19 protein-coding genes and 1 other annotated feature are annotated in these 16809 nt (G+C 43.8%); of the genes, 17 read left to right on the top strand and 2 right to left on the bottom strand.

What is annotated here, in order from left to right; genetic code table 11:
• The 9 genes from NSU16_RS14195 (at position 1) to thrS (ending at position 9386) form a co-directional block, all read left to right on the top strand.
• The gene (locus NSU16_RS14195; RefSeq protein ID WP_268448310.1) at positions 1-381 is read left to right on the top strand and encodes a winged helix-turn-helix transcriptional regulator; all 381 of its coding nucleotides are present in this window, start codon (positions 1-3) and stop codon (positions 379-381) included.
• 206 nt (positions 382-587) lie between these two features.
• Positions 588-1610 carry a glyceraldehyde-3-phosphate dehydrogenase gene (locus NSU16_RS14190; RefSeq protein WP_010335261.1) on the top strand — a complete coding sequence of 341 codons (1023 nt, stop codon included), beginning with the start codon at positions 588-590 and terminating at the stop codon, positions 1608-1610.
• A gap of 237 nt (positions 1611-1847) precedes the next feature.
• The gene (gene speD, locus NSU16_RS14185) at positions 1848-2228 is read left to right on the top strand and encodes an adenosylmethionine decarboxylase (protein ID WP_003223584.1); all 381 of its coding nucleotides are present in this window, start codon (positions 1848-1850) and stop codon (positions 2226-2228) included.
• A 274-nt stretch (positions 2229-2502) separates the two neighbouring features.
• Positions 2503-2961 carry a transcriptional regulator NrdR gene (nrdR, locus tag NSU16_RS14180; protein ID WP_010335260.1) on the top strand — a complete coding sequence of 153 codons (459 nt, stop codon included), beginning with the start codon at positions 2503-2505 and terminating at the stop codon, positions 2959-2961.
• A gap of 112 nt (positions 2962-3073) precedes the next feature.
• Positions 3074-4495: a replication initiation membrane attachment protein DnaB gene (gene dnaB / locus NSU16_RS14175; RefSeq protein ID WP_339191264.1), complete on the top strand. Its 1422-nt coding sequence runs from the start codon at positions 3074-3076 to the stop codon at positions 4493-4495.
• A 27-nt stretch (positions 4496-4522) separates the two neighbouring features.
• Complete coding sequence (dnaI, locus tag NSU16_RS14170; RefSeq protein WP_339191262.1) at positions 4523-5455, top strand: primosomal protein DnaI; 933 nt, start codon at positions 4523-4525, stop codon at positions 5453-5455.
• A 38-nt stretch (positions 5456-5493) separates the two neighbouring features.
• A complete protein-coding gene (locus NSU16_RS14165) occupies positions 5494-6135 on the top strand; it encodes a TVP38/TMEM64 family protein (protein ID WP_010335259.1) in 642 nt (213 codons plus the stop codon).
• A 78-nt stretch (positions 6136-6213) separates the two neighbouring features.
• Positions 6214-7059 carry a putative sporulation protein YtxC gene (gene ytxC, locus NSU16_RS14160; protein ID WP_286058193.1) on the top strand — a complete coding sequence of 282 codons (846 nt, stop codon included), beginning with the start codon at positions 6214-6216 and terminating at the stop codon, positions 7057-7059.
• A 395-nt stretch (positions 7060-7454) separates the two neighbouring features.
• Positions 7455-9386 carry a threonine--tRNA ligase gene (thrS, locus tag NSU16_RS14155; RefSeq protein WP_010335257.1) on the top strand — a complete coding sequence of 644 codons (1932 nt, stop codon included), beginning with the start codon at positions 7455-7457 and terminating at the stop codon, positions 9384-9386.
• Positions 9387-9423: 37 nt separating this feature from the next.
• On the opposite strand, the gene NSU16_RS14150 is transcribed toward thrS, so the two are convergent.
• Complete coding sequence (locus NSU16_RS14150; protein WP_339177619.1) at positions 9424-10209, bottom strand: HAD family hydrolase; 786 nt, start codon at positions 10207-10209, stop codon at positions 9424-9426.
• A 172-nt stretch (positions 10210-10381) separates the two neighbouring features.
• Between NSU16_RS14150 and lytS the strand changes: the two genes are divergently transcribed.
• From lytS to lrgB, 4 genes are all read left to right on the top strand, one after another.
• Positions 10382-12163, top strand: a complete 1782-nt coding sequence (gene lytS, locus NSU16_RS14145; protein ID WP_268445487.1) for a two-component system sensor histidine kinase LytS — start codon at positions 10382-10384, stop codon at positions 12161-12163.
• The gene (locus NSU16_RS14140) at positions 12141-12866 is read left to right on the top strand and encodes a LytTR family DNA-binding domain-containing protein (RefSeq protein WP_229146524.1); all 726 of its coding nucleotides are present in this window, start codon (positions 12141-12143) and stop codon (positions 12864-12866) included. The genes lytS and NSU16_RS14140 overlap by 23 nt, the downstream gene beginning before the upstream one ends.
• Positions 12867-13000: 134 nt before the next feature.
• Positions 13001-13441: an antiholin-like murein hydrolase modulator LrgA gene (gene lrgA, locus NSU16_RS14135; RefSeq protein WP_010335253.1), complete on the top strand. Its 441-nt coding sequence runs from the start codon at positions 13001-13003 to the stop codon at positions 13439-13441.
• A gap of 21 nt (positions 13442-13462) precedes the next feature.
• A complete protein-coding gene (lrgB, locus tag NSU16_RS14130) occupies positions 13463-14158 on the top strand; it encodes an antiholin-like protein LrgB (RefSeq protein WP_010335252.1) in 696 nt (231 codons plus the stop codon).
• A 31-nt stretch (positions 14159-14189) separates the two neighbouring features.
• On the opposite strand, the gene NSU16_RS14125 is transcribed toward lrgB, so the two are convergent.
• Entirely contained in the window at positions 14190-14822 is a 633-nt protein-coding gene (locus NSU16_RS14125; RefSeq protein ID WP_339191258.1) for a hypothetical protein, read from the bottom strand.
• 337 nt (positions 14823-15159) lie between these two features.
• Positions 15160-15290 (top strand) — a sequence feature (ribosomal protein L20 leader region).
• A 56-nt stretch (positions 15291-15346) separates the two neighbouring features.
• On the opposite strand from NSU16_RS14125, the gene infC reads away from it, so the two are divergent.
• The 4 genes from infC to NSU16_RS14105 are packed head-to-tail and all read left to right on the top strand — an operon-like array spanning position 15347 to position 16795.
• Positions 15347-15868 carry a translation initiation factor IF-3 gene (gene infC / locus NSU16_RS14120; RefSeq protein WP_071543361.1) on the top strand — a complete coding sequence of 174 codons (522 nt, stop codon included), beginning with the start codon at positions 15347-15349 and terminating at the stop codon, positions 15866-15868.
• 12 nt (positions 15869-15880) lie between these two features.
• The gene (rpmI, locus tag NSU16_RS14115) at positions 15881-16081 is read left to right on the top strand and encodes a 50S ribosomal protein L35 (RefSeq protein WP_003222418.1); all 201 of its coding nucleotides are present in this window, start codon (positions 15881-15883) and stop codon (positions 16079-16081) included.
• A gap of 31 nt (positions 16082-16112) precedes the next feature.
• Entirely contained in the window at positions 16113-16472 is a 360-nt protein-coding gene (gene rplT / locus NSU16_RS14110) for a 50S ribosomal protein L20 (RefSeq protein ID WP_003222420.1), read from the top strand.
• Positions 16473-16525: 53 nt separating this feature from the next.
• Positions 16526-16795 (top strand): DUF1294 domain-containing protein, encoded by a 270-nt coding sequence (locus NSU16_RS14105; protein ID WP_010335250.1) that lies wholly within the window; start codon positions 16526-16528, stop codon positions 16793-16795.
• Positions 16796-16809: the final 14 nt, after the last annotated feature.

The following is a 16809-nucleotide window of genomic DNA, read 5'->3' as shown; positions in this document are numbered from 1 at the left end:
ATGGAGAGGAAAAAATATAACATTTCAGTTGAAGCGACTCTTGAAGTAATCGGCGGGAAATGGAAATGCGTGATTTTATGCCACCTGACGCACGGAAAAAAACGAACAAATGAGTTAAAACGTTTAATGCCGAATATTACTCAAAAAATGCTGACCCAGCAGCTGCGTGAGCTGGAAGCAGACGGTGTCATTAACCGGATCGTGTACAATCAGGTTCCTCCTAAAGTGGAATACGAACTGAGCGAATATGGCCGCAGCTTAGAAGGCATATTAGATATGCTCTGTGCTTGGGGAGCGAATCATATAAACAAGGTATACGGCGATACTTTCTCTGTATTAGAAGAAAGTGTGCTCAATGATAAATTGAAACAGGAATCATAAGAAAATAAAGCAGGCAGTGCGCAGCGCTGGCTGCTTTTTTCATTCTTCATCCTCATATTTTGTGCAAGAAAACGTACGATACATCATAAATTAGCGTTATAATCGTTGATTTTTATCAATATGTACTGGCGAATTCTTTTTAATGTGTTATACTAATTTTAGATGACAACAAATTAGAGTGACATAATTGATGAGGGGTGACCAACATGAAGGTAAAAGTAGCGATAAACGGGTTTGGAAGAATCGGAAGAATGGTCTTTAGAAAAGCAATGTTAGACGATCAAATTCAAGTAGTGGCTATTAACGCCAGCTATTCGGCTGAAACGCTGGCTCATTTAATAAAGTATGACACAAATCACGGACGGTACGAAAAAGAAGTTGAGGCTGGAGAAGACAGTCTGATTGTGAATGGAAAAAAAGTACTCTTGTTAAACAGCCGTGATCCGAAACAGCTGCCTTGGCGGGAATATGATATTGACATTGTCGTTGAAGCAACAGGGAAGTTTAATTCAAAAGAAAAAGCCATGGGACATATTGACGCGGGCGCGAAAAAAGTCATTCTGACAGCTCCGGGGAAAAATGAAGACGTTACCATTGTGATGGGTGTTAATGAAGACCAATTTGATGCTGAACGCCACGTGATTATTTCAAACGCGTCATGCACGACAAATTGCCTTGCACCGGTTGTGAAAGTGCTTGATGATGAATTTGGCATTGAGAGCGGTCTAATGACGACAGTACACGCTTATACGAACGATCAAAAAAATATTGATAATCCGCACAAAGATTTGCGCCGCGCCCGGGCATGCGGTGAATCCATCATACCGACGACAACAGGCGCGGCAAAGGCGCTTTCGCTTGTTCTGCCTCACCTGAAAGGAAAGCTTCACGGTCTCGCTTTGCGTGTGCCTGTTCCGAACGTCTCATTAGTTGATCTTGTTGTCGACTTGAAAACGGATGTAACGGCAGAAAAGGTAAACGAAGCATTCAGGCAGGCTGCCAAAACGTCAATGTACGGAGTGCTTGATTATTCGGATGAACCGCTCGTGTCGACAGATTATAATACGAATCCGCATTCGGCGGTTATTGACGGGCTTACGACAATGGTGATGGAAGACAGGAAAGTAAAGGTTCTCGCATGGTATGACAATGAATGGGGCTACTCATGCAGAGTAGTTGATCTCATCCGCCATGTGGCGGCACGAATGAAACATCCATCTGTTGTATAGAATAAGGTCATGGACACAATTTAAGAAAAAACCCTTAACAGCAAATTTCTGAAAAAACGCTTCTTGCAAATTAGACTTAAACACAGTATACTATTTTTCGTGAACTTCTTGCTTGAGACTGTTTCGGGATTACTTAAAGGGTTAGGACCTCTCCGGACTAACTTTCCCCCGTGGTAAATAGCCGACCCAGTTGTTGGAACTTCACTTTTTAATTCTTGTTAAGGGGGGTCCATGACTATGGAAACAATGGGGCGTCACGTTATCTCCGAGCTATGGGGATGCGATTTTGATAAGCTGAATGACATGGATTTTATTGAAAAAACGTTTGTAAATGCTGCTTTAAAATCAGGAGCTGAGGTGCGCGAGGTTGCATTTCACAAATTTGCACCGCAAGGCGTAAGCGGAGTCGTTATCATTTCTGAATCACATTTAACGATTCACAGTTTTCCTGAGCACGGATATGCAAGCATTGATGTTTATACTTGTGGAGACTTAGATCCTAATGTCGCTGCTGACTACATTGCAGAGGCATTACATGCTGATACAAGAGAAAACATTGAAATACCAAGAGGAATGGGGCCTGTGCAGATTAAACAGGCGCAAGCGAAAGTACTATAAAGTAAACACGAACACAAAGGGAGCTGGAGCTAGAAAGCCGTTACGCGCTTTTTAGCTTATGCTCCTTTTATTTTTATGAACAAACAGGGGCGGCCAGCTTTTTCTTTTTCCGTTTTTTTTGTAAAATAAGAAAGAGATATGTCATAAACCGCCTGATGCTGTTAGATACAGCCTAAACAACGGCTCTCCCGACAGATGCCTGTCACATCACTTTTATAGCCGGAGGCTGCCGAATATACATTGCAGGGAACGAAATAGTTGGGAGCTGATTTTATTGAAATGTCCTTCATGCCAGCATAACGGAACACGAGTCCTCGATTCACGGCCTGTGGATGACGGAAAATCCATTCGCAGAAGACGTGAATGTGAAGCCTGCCATTACCGCTTTACTACCTTTGAAAAAGTGGAGGAAACCCCGCTCATCGTTGTAAAAAAAGAAGGTGTGCGAGAGGAATTCAGCAGGGAAAAAATGCTGCGCGGCCTTATTAAAGCATGTGAAAAAAGGCCTGTTTCACTCAAGACGCTGGAAGATATGTGTTTTGACATTGAAAAAGAACTGCGCAACCAAGGCTGTTCCGAAGTGAAAAGCGAGTTCGTCGGAGAGATGGTCATGGACCGCCTGGCTAAGGTTGATGAAGTCGCATACGTGCGGTTCGCGTCCGTCTATCGGCAGTTTAAAGATATTAATGTCTTTATCGATGAATTAAAAGATTTAATAAAGAAAGAGCGTTAAAGAGCTAAAAGGATTCTTCTAGCTCTTTTCTCATGTGCAAAATTGGCATTTGATAGATATTCGAAACGGTGTAAAATGAGGGTAGAAACATAATCGGAAGGTTTGAGAATGTATGGCTGACTATTGGAAAGATGTACTGCCTGTAGACCCTTATGTGGTAAAAAGCAAATCAATGCTGCAGGATATTGACAGACAAATTATTACACAACTGTACCAGCCCTTAATCGGCCCTGTTGCATTCTCTCTTTATATGACATTGTGGGGAGAACTTGAACAAAACCGACTGTGGGGCGGAGAATCCACACATAGACAGCTGATGGGAATGACTCAGTCCAATTTGAAAACGATCCATCAGGAACAGGGAAAGCTAGAGGGCATCGGATTGCTGAAAGTATATATGAAAGAATCCGAGCGGCAGGAGCGCCTCTTTATATATGAACTGCTGCCGCCGCTGCGGCCGAATGAATTTTTCGAAGACGGCATGCTGAACGTTTTTTTATATAACAGAGTCGGAAAAACAAAATATCAGCAGTTAAAACAATTTTTTACGCATCCGGCGATTTCAGAAGATGCCAAAGAAATTACAAGGCCGTTTAACCATGCGTTTGAATCGCTGCAGCCGAGTGAATGGAAGCTTACATCCGACATGGAGGAAACGGTGAGACTGGCGACGGGAAGAGAGTATACAACTGTCGGACAGGCTCCGTCCTATACCGTTACAGAGGATGTGTTCGATTTTGATTTGTTTTTAGCGGGGCTTTCGGAGACGATGATTCCGAGAAAAGCAATGACACAGCAGGTGCGGGAAACGATTAAAAAGCTTTCTTATTTGTACGGCATTGATCCTTTGCAGATGCAAAACGTCGTCATGAGCGCGATCGATGAGCATGAAGTGATTACCACCGAAGCTTTAAGAAAAGCGGCAAGCGACTGGTACCAAATCGAGAGGAACGGACAGCTGCCGGACTTAGTGGAGAAAACACAGCCGGTACATCTGCGTGAAGGCGCAAAACCTGCAGAAGAGGATTCGCTGGATAGTGAGCTGATCTCATTGCTCGAGGTCATCTCACCGAAAAAGCTTCTTCAGGATATCGCGGACGGAACCGAACCGTCAAAAGCAGATTTGAAAATTATAGAAGAGATTATGTTTGAACAGAAGCTGGAGCCAGGCGTCACAAATGTGTTAATTTATTATGTCATGCTGAAAACCGACATGAAGCTGTCGAAAAACTATATACAAAAAATTGCCTCCCATTGGGCGCGCAAAAAAGTCAAAACGGTCAGAGAAGCGATGAAGCTTGCCATAGAAGAAAACCGCCAGTATCTTGAATGGGCTGAAGGTAAAACGAGCCAAGCTTCTAAACGAAATCAAAAAGTGATTCGCGAAGAAAAACTTCCTGACTGGATGAAAGAAAAGAAATCGGCGTCCGATTCTGAAACCGGACAGCAGATGCTACATGAACAGGACTTGGAAGAACAGAAGAAAAAGATGATGGAAGAAATGAAAAAACTGAAAAAATACTCTGCCTATTAAGAGCAGAGATGCGGGGTGAAGTAATACATGGAACCAATCAGCCGTTCCCTGCAGGGCGTAACCGGCAGACCGGATTTCCAAAAGCGTCTTGAACAAATGAAGGAAAAAGTGATGAAGGATCAAGGCGTTCAGGCATTTTTGAAGGAAAATGAAGACGTCATCGATCAAAAAATGATTGAAAGAAGCTTAAATAAGCTTTATGAATATATTGGACAGAGCAAGCACTGCTCTTATTGTTCAGAAGACGAAAACAGCAATAATCTGTTGGAGGGCTACCATCCGAAGCTTGTGATGACCGGCCGCTCTATTGATATCGAGTATTACGAATGTCCAGTCAAACGAAAGCTCGATCAGCAGAAAAAACAGAAGTCTCTCATGAAAAGCATGTATATTCAGCAGGATCTTCTCGGAGCGACGTTCCAGCAGGTCGATATTAATGACCCGAGCAGACTTGCAATGTTCCAGCATGTCACGGATTTTCTGAAAAGCTATAATGAGACGGGAAAAGGGAAAGGATTGTATTTGTACGGCAAGTTCGGCGTAGGGAAAACCTTTATGCTCGCCGCTATTGCCAATGAGCTGGCGGAAAAAGAGTATTCCTCCATGATCGTCTATGTGCCCGAATTTGTCAGAGAGCTGAAAAACTCGCTTCAAGATCATTCATTGGAAGAAAAGCTGAACATGGTAAAAACAACGCCTGTACTGATGCTCGACGACATCGGAGCGGAATCGATGACGAGCTGGGTCAGGGATGAAGTCATCGGGACAGTGCTTCAGCACAGAATGTCTCAGCAACTGCCGACTTTCTTCTCTTCTAATTTCTCGCCTGATGAGCTGAAACATCATTTTACGTATTCGCAAAGGGGAGAAAAGGAAGAAGTAAAAGCGGCTAGATTAATGGAGCGGATTTTATATCTGGCTGCTCCGATCCGTCTTGACGGAGAAAACCGCCGCCATTAATAACCGCTGCGGTTCAAAGGGGAAGGAACTGAGAGGGTATGAAACTTAAAACGGCTGTTAAATGGCTGGCAGTGCTTGCGGGAGCAGGCTTGATTTTTTGGGCCAATAAAAGGTATTTAAATCTATCTCCGAAGGAAATCCGAATATGGGTTTTATCGTTTGGCATCTTTGCGCCGCTTATCTTTATCGGGATATCGATCGTCAGGCCGCTTGTATTATTTCCGGTATCAGTTATTTCTATTGCGGGCGGTCTCGCCTTTGGCCCGATTCTCGGCACGCTTTACACACTATTCGGGTCGATGTGCGCTTCGGCTGTCTCATTTTTTGCAGCGGGCCTGTTTGCTGCAAAAACTAACAGCCATCATGAAAGGCTGGAAAACATCCAGAAACAGATGGAGGAAAACGGTTTTTTCTATATCTTTCTTCTGCGGATCCTTCCGATTAATTTTGACTTCGTCAGCTATGCGGCAGGGCTTTCTAATGTCAAGGCGCTGCCCTATTTTGCGGCGACGGCTGCGGGGATCATCCCTGGGACCGTTGCGCTGAACGTGCTGGGAGCAAGCTTTTTCACGGGCAATTTGCCCGCCTTCTTTCTCGTCCTCGGATTTTATATCATTTTTATGGCGCTGCCACTTATCTTCAGAAAGAAAATGCAAAACTTGTTTCAAGAATCAAATTAAGATTTGCCTGTGACCTTTACGTCTATTTTAAAAACATCCCCCATATACTTGTAACAGATGCCGTAAGGGGGGACAAACATGCTTGAAATAATCTTTGAAGATGACCAAGATACAGCCGCTTTTTTACATCTCATTCAGCATTCGGACGATCGGGAAAACATCATTGTCCGTGAAAGTATACGAAAAATCGAGATTGAAAAAGCTGAGCCGGCTTTCTCTATTCAGCGTTATATGGAGCCGATTCTGGTCAAGTTTTTTTTAGAATGCAAAGAAGACGAGCATATGCTGTCTTTGATTGAAGAGACGTATTGTTTCACGGACCAGGATGAGCAGCAGCAAATCCTTCAGCTCGCACACAGTATTATAGAGGGGGAAGCTGATGTTCTTCCATTTGAACCGATGAAGCCGCCGCGCAAGCAGTATATTTTAGATGAGCTCCGAACGATTTGTTTAGAGGACGAAGTATTTTCAATTCGTTCCTTTCAAATCTTTCGCCTCGGAAAGTACTACGAACAGCTTAGAGAAACTGTGGAAGCGGCAATAGACGAATATAAGATGGAGCAGGAGTACCAAAACTTTATTCAGACACTCAGAGACTACGTAATGGCTAAGCCTCCGCGAATCAAAAAGGTGCACATTGTCCATGACGGTTCGTTTACACTGTGGGAGATGCGCTATGTGCCGGAACGGGAAAAAATGAAATACATAGACAGGCGATTTGTCCGGGATCACCCCATGTACATTGACTCCCATTTGCTTGCGCCGCTGATCTCCATCGCACCTGATGAGGTGGTTCTCTATACAGACCAGCCTGAGCATATGATGGTAAGGACGATTCAAAACGTATTTCAAGAACGTGTGCAAATGCTCCCGCTTCAGGCGTTTTCAAACGCTGAAACACCGGTCAAGCACTCGGAGGGATAAGTGCCGGCAGCCTGTAAACATAAGGCTGCCGCTTAAAAAAAGGAAATACAATCGTGTTGATTTTTTAGAACGAACAATTTATAATACATAGGAGATTAAGATTGACACACGTACTGATAAGGACATGAAGGAATGATACCGGCTTGAAGAGAGGGAAGTCACGGCTGCAAGCTTCCCAGCTAAGGACCATTCACTTTACCGCCTTTGAACTTCAGCTGTGAACACCTTTAGCAGGAACAGTAATGGCTGACGGGAACTCCCGTTACAGAGTTTAGAGCCGCAGGTGCCGGTGTATGGGCTTGCGGAAAAAAGGGTGGAACCACGATTCCGTTTATTCAACCTCGTCCCTTTCATAGGGGGCGGGGTTTTTATATGCAAAAAAAGGAGTGACAAAGATGTCAGATATGGTAAAAATCACATTTCCTGATGGAGCAGTCAAGGAGTTTGCGAAAGGAACAACAACAGAAGATATCGCGGCATCCATCAGTCCGGGATTAAAAAAGAAATCATTAGCCGGAAAACTGAACGGAAAAGAAATCGATTTGAAAACGCCGATCAACGAAGACGGCACTGTGGAAATCATTACTGAAGGATCAGAAGAGGGTCTTGAGATTATGCGCCACAGTACGGCTCACTTACTGGCGCAAGCGATTAAACGCATTTACAAAGATGTGAAATTCGGTGTGGGTCCTGTTATCGAAAACGGTTTTTACTATGATGTAGAAATGGAAGAAGCGATTACACCGGAGGATCTGCCGAAAATCGAGAAAGAAATGAAAAAAATCGTCAATGCGAACCTTCCGATCGTTCGAAAAGAAGTCAGCCGTGAAGAAGCGAAAGCCCGCTTTGCGGAAATCGGCGATGATCTGAAGCTTGAACTGCTGGATGCGATTCCTGAGGGAGAAACCGTATCGATTTATGAGCAGGGCGAATTCTTTGACCTGTGCCGCGGCGTACACGTTCCGTCAACAGGAAAAATCAAAGAATTTAAGCTGTTAAGCCTTGCAGGTGCATATTGGCGCGGTGACAGCAATAATCAAATGCTTCAGCGTGTATACGGAACAGCTTTCTTCAAAAAAGCTGATCTTGACGAGCATCTTCGCATGCTTGAAGAAGCAAAAGAGCGAGACCACAGAAAGCTTGGCAAAGAATTAAAGCTGTTTGCGAATTCTCAAAAAGTCGGACAAGGCCTGCCGCTTTGGCTGCCAAAAGGCGCGACAATCCGCCGCACGATCGAGCGCTATATTGTCGATAAAGAAATCAGCCTCGGCTATGAACACGTTTATACCCCAGTGCTTGGAAGCAAAGAGCTGTATGAAACATCAGGACACTGGGATCATTATCAAGAAGGCATGTTCCCTCCGATGGAAATGGACAATGAAACTCTTGTGCTCCGTCCGATGAACTGCCCGCACCATATGATGATTTATAAAAACGATATTCACAGCTACCGTGAGCTTCCGATTCGTATCGCTGAACTTGGCACAATGCACCGCTACGAAATGTCAGGGGCACTGTCAGGTCTTCAGCGGGTGCGCGGCATGACACTGAATGATGCTCACATCTTTGTCCGCCCGGATCAGATTAAGGATGAGTTTATCCGAACTGTTCGTTTGATTCAGGACGTATATGAAGATTTCGGCTTGCACGATTACACTTTCCGTCTGTCTTATCGTGATCCGGAAGACACAGAGAAATATTTTGATGACGATGAAATGTGGAACAAAGCGCAATCTATGCTGAAAGCGGCAATGGACGAAATTGGCCATGACTATTACGAAGCAGAAGGCGAAGCTGCATTCTACGGCCCTAAACTTGATGTTCAGGTGAAAACAGCGATCGGCAAGGAAGAAACATTGTCTACTGTTCAGTTGGACTTCTTGCTGCCTGAACGCTTCGATTTGACATATATCGGAGAAGACGGCAAGCAGCATCGACCGGTTGTTATTCACAGAGGTGTGGTATCAACAATGGAACGCTTTGTTGCATTCCTTATCGAAGAGCATAAAGGGGCACTTCCAACATGGCTTGCACCGGTTCAGTTCCAGGTCATCCCGGTTTCTCCGGCTGTGCATTTGGATTATGCGAAGCAAGTACAAGAGCGCCTGCAGCGTGAAGGCCTGCGTGTAGAAGTCGACAGCCGTGATGAAAAAATCGGCTACAAAATCCGCGAAGCGCAAATGCAAAAAATTCCGTACATGCTTGTGGTCGGTGACCAAGAAGCAGAAAACGGAGCGGTAAACGTCCGTAAATACGGAGAGCAGAAGTCTGAAACCATTTCACTTGATGATTTTGTGAAAAAGGCTGTAGCTGAAGCGAAGAAATGATAAAAAAGCATGATCTCATGAAAGAGATCATGCTTTTTTATTTATGTTCTAAAATAGGAAACAAATCATGAAGGCTGCTGATGATGTAATCAGGCGTCACTTCTGTTTCATTTTTCTTATCCGTCCGATTGATCCATACGGTTTTGATACCGGCTCTGGAAGCGCCTAAAATATCTGTATTCAGGTTATCGCCGACCATGACGGCATCCTCCTTTTGGATATTCATCAGCTGAAGGCAATGCTCGAAAATAGAAGCGTCGGGTTTCCCTTTGCCAAAAGCGCCTGAGATGACAATTTCATTGAAATAAGGGGCGAGGTCAGGCACGCCGGCGAGCTTCTCTTTTTGCAGACTCGGATCGCCGTTCGTCAAAAGCAGCAACTCATATTTTCCTTTTAATTGATCAAGTACATCGAATGTTTCATCGTATACAAACGGGCGTTTTCGGCGCTCCGCTGCAAAAAACTCTCCCAAATATTCACCATATGCCGGATCGTCGACACCCAGCGCTTTCAGGCCGTTTGTCCATGCGTTTCGTCTGTACTCCGGCACAATCTTATTCAGCTTCTGAAACCCTTCACTGATCGGCTCAGAGAAATTCGACCAGAGCCCTTCAAATGGGTTAATGCCGATCATCACCGTATAAGGATATGTCTCGTAAGACATGTACAATTCTCTCGCCGCTTCCCGAACTGCTTCTTCAAATTCCTGCGGGTCAAGACCATATTTTTTCTCGGCCTGTAAACATGTTTCTGCAAATGTTGTTCTGACGCTTTTCTCATCCCAAAGTAGTGTATCATCTAAATCGAAAAATACGGCTTTCATGATCTTCTCCTTTGCTTCAGATTCAATTCTTTCTGCCAAAATGCTCATGTTTATTCTACAATAGATAAAAGCCTTGTGAAATATGTTTTCAGACGATTTTAAAAAAACAGTCAGCCATGAAACGATTTGCCGAAAAATGATAAAATGAAATGGGAAAGAACAGGTGACATAAATGATTCAATTAATGATTATGATGCTGGAAAGGGTAGGAATTATTGTTATATTGGGATTTATTCTGGCTCACACTAAACTTTTCAGACAGGCTCTTCAAAATCCGGAGGGCTACAAAGGAAAGGCTGCACTGATTTCTATTTTTTCTCTTTTCAGCATCATCAGCAATTACACCGGCATCGAAATTCAAAAACATATGATTGTGAACAATGATTGGGTGTTTACAATAGATCCGTCTGGCTCTATTGCGAATACCCGTATTTTAGGCGTTGAAATAGGAGGGCTTTTGGGCGGGCCGTTTGTTGGAGCGGGAATCGGGTTATTAGCAGGCCTTCATCGGTTTTCGCTCGGCGGCAGCACGGCTTTAAGCTGTGCGGTCTCATCTGTTTTAGCCGGAATTCTAGCGGGATGGATCGGCCGGTATTTTACGAAGCGTTATCGAATGCCGACACCGCGTATCGCAGCTCTCGTCGGAATCGGTATGGAGTCCTTGCAAATGGTCATTATTTTGCTGATGGCAAAGCCGTTCACTGACGCTTGGGAGCTTGTCAGCATGATCGGGATCCCGATGATCCTCATTAACGGAACAGGCAGCTTTATTTTCCTGTCGATTATTCAAGCCATTATTCGCAAGGAAGAACAGGCAAGAGCGCTTGAAACGCACAGGGTGCTGACCATTGCCGATCAGACGCTTCCTTTTTTCCGTCAAGGGTTAAATGAAAGCTCTTGTAAAAGTGTAGCGTCCATCATTCATAAGATGACTGGAACAGATGCGGTATCTCTGACGGATAATGAGAAAATACTTGCGCATGTCGGAGCGGGAATGGACCATCATATCCCATCTAAAAGCTTGATCACAGGTCTGTCTAAAAAGGTAATTAAAACAGGGCGCATCATGAAGGCTACTTCACAGGAAGAGATTGAATGCACCCATCCGGAATGCCCTTTGCACGCGGCGATTGTACTGCCTTTGACATCAAACGGGAACACAATCGGAACATTAAAAATGTATTTTAAAAGCCCGGCCGGTCTCAGTCAGGTAGAGGAGGAGCTTGCCGAGGGGCTTGCCATGCTGTTTTCGACACAGCTTGAGCTCGGTGAGGCTGAGCTGCAAAGCAAGCTTCTGAAGGATGCGGAAATCAAAGCGCTTCAAGCACAGGTTAACCCGCATTTTTTATTTAATGCCATCAATACGATTTCTGCTTTATGCCGGACAGATGTTGAAAAAACCCGTAAGCTTTTGCTGCAGCTTAGTGTGTACTTTCGTTCTAATCTCCAAGGAGCAAGACAGCTGCTGATCCCGCTTTCAAAGGAGCTGAATCATCTTCAAGCCTATCTGTCATTAGAACAGGCGCGTTTTCCCGGGAAATATGAGATTGAGCTTGATATTGACAGCAGACTGGAGCCAATTGAGATTCCTCCGTTTGTCTTACAGGTGCTTGTTGAAAACGCATTGCGGCATGCGTTTCCCAAAAAACAAGACATGTGCAAGGTAACGGTTTGTGTCTTATCTGATGAGTCATCCGTCTATATGAAGGTCACGGATAATGGTCGTGGAATTCCGCCGGACGTCTTGCCGGAACTGGGGAATAAACCGCTGCCTTCTAAGGAAGGAACAGGGACTGCGCTTTATAATCTGAATCAGCGGCTGATTGGTTTATTCGGCCAGCAGGCTGCATTACATATCAAGAGTGAGGTACATAAAGGGACAGAGGTTTCCTTTCAAGTGCCTATGCAACAAATGAAAGAGGGAGAAGAACATGCTCAGGGTGTTAATAGTTGATGATGAGATTCTGGCAAGAGATGAACTGGCCTATTTACTCAAAAGGACAAATGAGGAATTAGAAATCAATGAAGCAGAAAATATTGAATCAGCGTTTGACCAAATGATGGATCAAAAGCCTGATTTGCTGTTTTTAGACGTTGATTTATCCGGTGAGAATGGCTTTGATATCGCAAAACGATTGAAGAATATGAAGCATCCTCCGGCGGTTGTGTTCGCGACGGCCTATGACCAGTATGCACTTAAAGCTTTTGAAGTGGACGCTCTCGATTACTTAACCAAACCTTTCGATGAAGAAAGGGTTCGGCAAACAATGAAAAAGTATAAAAAGGTAAAGCGGGAGATTGCTGAACCAGAACAGACCGGCCATGCCAGCCAGCATAAATTAGCCTTATCTGTCGGTGAATCGATTGTGATTGTGGATACGAAGGATATAATCTTTGCGGGAACCGAAGATGGCCATGTCAATGTAAAAACCTTTGATGCTTCTTATTCAGTCAATGATACGCTCGTTGTCATTGAAAAAAAGCTTCCGGAACCTGATTTTCTCCGCGTCCATCGAAGCTTTGTCGTTAATACTGAGTACATCAAAGAGATACAGCCTTGGTTTAATTCCACCTATAACCTGATCATGAAAGACGGATCGAAAATACCGGTCAGCCGGACATATGCCAAGGAATTAAAAAAGCTGCTCCATATTTGACGGGGCGGCTTTTTGTATTTCATCCTTTTTATGCTGCAACTCACCTTAAATATTCGGCAAGTTATCATGTAAGCGCTTAATAGATAGAAATTCTTATTTATAATGAGGGTACAAAAGAGAAAGAGGTGAAGAAAATGAGTGCTAAAAAAGTGTACGGATTTTTAACACAAGCATTTATTTTTGCCGTCATTATGATGGTTTCCAATATGATTGCCGCTTTTGTCCCAATTCCTATACCGGCGTCAGTTGTAGGATTGGTCTTATTATTTCTCCTATTATGTTTGAAAGTGATTAAACTGGAACAAGTAGAAACGCTCGGAACGTCTTTAACCTCATTGATCGGATTTTTATTTGTTCCATCAGGTATATCTGTTATGAATTCTCTTGGTGTGATGCAGCAATACGGCCTGCAAATCGTCCTTGTCATTCTTCTCGCAACGATTATTTTATTGGGGGCAACAGGATTGTTTTCTCAGCTTATTCTTACATTGAGCGGAAAACGCAAGACTGCCGATGACATAAAAGCAAAAACAGTGCAGCCGCCGCAGAAGAAAAACGAACTTGTTCATCATTAAAAGAAACAGGAGGTTCATGAAATGGAAAGCACAATGAGTCCTTATTTCGGAATTGTCGTATCACTGGCCGCTTTCGGCATCGGCACCTTTTTATTTAAAAAAACAAAAGGGTTCTTCCTTTTCACTCCATTGTTTGTTGCGATGGTGCTTGGAATTGCATTCTTGAAAATCGGCGGTTTCTCTTACGCTGACTATAATAACGGAGGAGAAATCATTAAGTTTTTCCTGGAACCTGCGACGATTGCTTTTGCCATTCCATTGTACAAACAAAGAGATAAACTGAAAAAATACTGGTGGCAAATTATGTCCTCCATTATCGCAGGCTCTATCTGCTCTGTCACGATTGTCTATTTGCTAGCAAAAGGGATTCACCTTGATGAGGCTGTTATGAAAAGTATGCTTCCGCAGGCGGCAACAACGGCGATTGCGCTTCCTTTATCAAAAGATATTGGCGGCATCAGCGATATCACAGCTTTTGCGGTCATCTTTAACGCCGTCATTGTGTATGCGCTCGGCGCTTTGTTTTTAAAGGTATTTAAAGTGAAGAATCCCATTTCAAAAGGGTTGGCTCTCGGAACGTCCGGACACGCACTCGGTGTAGCCGTTGGGATCGAGATGGGTGAAGTCGAAGCCGCGATGGCAAGTATTGCTGTTGTCGTTGTCGGGGTCGTAACGGTTCTGGTCATTCCTGTGTTTATACAGCTGATTGGAGGTTAAGCCAAGGCTGACAGCCTTGGCTTTTTCTATTTTATGGTGCGTCTTCCGGATCGATATATCCTTGTTTAATGCCCCATTCCACTTGATCGTCATGCCACTTTTTTCGTTCTTCATAACCATAGCCGTCGTCATCAGGGAGCTCAGAAGCCGGCTGTTGAATGGCATCATCTGTCTGGCTCGGGGAAGATGGCGCATTTTGGCTGTTAGATGAGGATGCCTCATTCTGCTGACGCTGTTCCTGCGCTTGCCGTTCTTTTTCGGCATTTGCTTCCTGCTGTTTTTGGATTGCTGCCTGACGCTGCCTTTCAAGCTCAGCTTGTCTTTCTGCTGCTGCCTGTGCCAATCGTTGCCTTTCCGCTTCTTCCTCCTGTTGTTTCTTTCGTTTCGCTCGCTGCTCTTTTTCGCGTTTTTTCGCTGCAGTGATTTGTCTTTGTTTCTCGGCTTCTTGCTTCGCCTTCAGCTTTCCTAATTCAGTTGCGAGCGGATTCACCATTTTCAATGAAACGGGTTTTAGGTTTTTCAGCTCTTTCTCCAGCTTGTTTTCATGAAACGCTGCGGCTGTGATAACAGTCTCTTCTTTTGGCTCTGAAGATATGCTGTTGCTATTGGAGCAGCCGGTTATTATCAATGTCAAAAATAGAGTAAGCTGAATCGGTTTGTTCATGTGTCGGACTCCCTTCTGGTTCTTATATCGGCTTTTTTAGTATGAGGTTCACTTTGTTTAGCATTTTCCTATATGTGGTTTTTGATAAACTGCGCAATAAGGAGAAGGATGGGGGAGTATATTGGATCTTCGTATGGCTCAGCCAATGCTGTTTAACCAAATCCTTCATGATTGTCTGGAGGGTTTAGAACACTTGCATGCTGGATAAGAATAAAAGATTTTCGTTTTCTCTCTTGCACTCATAAATAACCCATGTTACAATGAGAAAGTTGTTCCGGGTAAGTCATCCTTGACTAAACATCCGGCATTGTGTAGAATAGTTATTGAATTGAATATAAATCACAAGCAGAAGCACCCGCTTCTCACCTGATTGACACATTCATGTAGTTGGCAGGTTGACCGTACATTTTTATTGATACAGATGTTCGTAGTGTGGGTGTTTTATAATGCCCGCACTTTTTGTTTGCCTGCAGAATGCAGTCAAAAGAGTGTGAATCAATTCGAAGAAACTATGGAGGTGGCTCATTATTAGCAAAGATCAATTGGTTAATGAGGGTATCCGTGCACGTGAGGTCCGCTTAATCGGACAAAATGGCGACCAGCTTGGAATCAAGTCCCGTCAGGAAGCACTTGAAATAGCCGGCCGCGCAAATCTTGACCTTGTGTTAGTTGCAGCAAATGCAAAACCGCCTGTCTGCCGCATCATGGACTACGGAAAGTTCAGATTCGAGCAGCAGAAAAAGGACAAAGAAGCACGCAAAAATCAAAAAATCATTAACTTAAAAGAAGTTAGATTAAGTCCGACAATCGATGAGCACGACTTTAACACGAAGTTGCGCAATGCGATTAAATTCCTTGAAAAAGGCGATAAAGTGAAAGCTTCTATCCGCTTTAAAGGACGCGCAATTACTCATAAAGAAATCGGCCAACGTGTACTAGACCGTTTTTCTGAAGCATGTGCTGAGGTTGCGACAGTCGAAACAAAACCAAAAATGGACGGCCGCAGCATGTTCCTCATGCTCGCGCCGAAAAACGAAAAGCAATAAGGAGGAAATCCCATGCCAAAAATGAAAACTCACCGCGGATCTGCTAAACGTTTTAAAAAGACAGGTTCTGGGAAGTTAAAACGTTCTCATGCATACACAAGTCACTTATTCGCCAACAAATCTCAAAAGCAAAAGCGTAAGCTTCGCAAGAGTGCTGTTGTAAGCGCAGGAGACTTCAAACGTATCAAACAAATGCTTGCTAACATCAAGTAATCGGACAAGGAACAATTAGGAGGGAAATTTAATGCCAAGAGTAAAAGGCGGAACTGTTACACGTAAGCGTCGTAAAAAGGTTCTTAAATTAGCAAAAGGTTATTTCGGTTCAAAACATACATTATACAAAGTAGCTAACCAGCAGGTCATGAAATCTGGAAACTATGCTTTCCGTGACCGTCGTCAGAAAAAACGTGATTTCCGTAAGCTTTGGATCACTCGTATCAACGCAGCTGCTCGCATGAACGGTCTTTCTTACAGCCGTTTAATGCACGGTCTTAAGCTTTCTGGTATCGAAGTAAACCGTAAAATGCTTGCTGATCTTGCTGTAAACGATCTTACTGCATTCAATCAGCTTGCTGATGCTGCTAAAGCTCAATTAAACAAATAATGATATAGAGCCGCTCTCTAAGAGCGGCTTTTTTATATAAAGGATGAGGCAACATGATAATTGCTGTATATCTAGTTCTGATCAATCTGTGCGGTTTTTGGGTGATGGGCGCAGATAAACGAAGAGCGCAGCACCACAAATGGAGAATTTCTGAAGATCGGCTGTGGCTGATTGCCATTGTGTTTGGAGCGCTTGGTGTCTGGCTCGGCATGCAGACCTTCAGACATAAGACGAAGCACACATCATTTCAATACGGTGTGCCGTTTCTTTTGGTAATTGAAGCGGTGTTGATCGGTATCTATTACAGTCCGTTTGATTTATAAAAAAAGCAGAAAAG

Origin of the sequence: Bacillus sp. FSL K6-1003 (assembly GCF_037964945.1) — a bacterium.
GTDB lineage: Bacteria > Bacillota > Bacilli > Bacillales > Bacillaceae > Bacillus > Bacillus mojavensis.
This window is presented reverse-complemented; position numbering and strand designations above follow the sequence as displayed.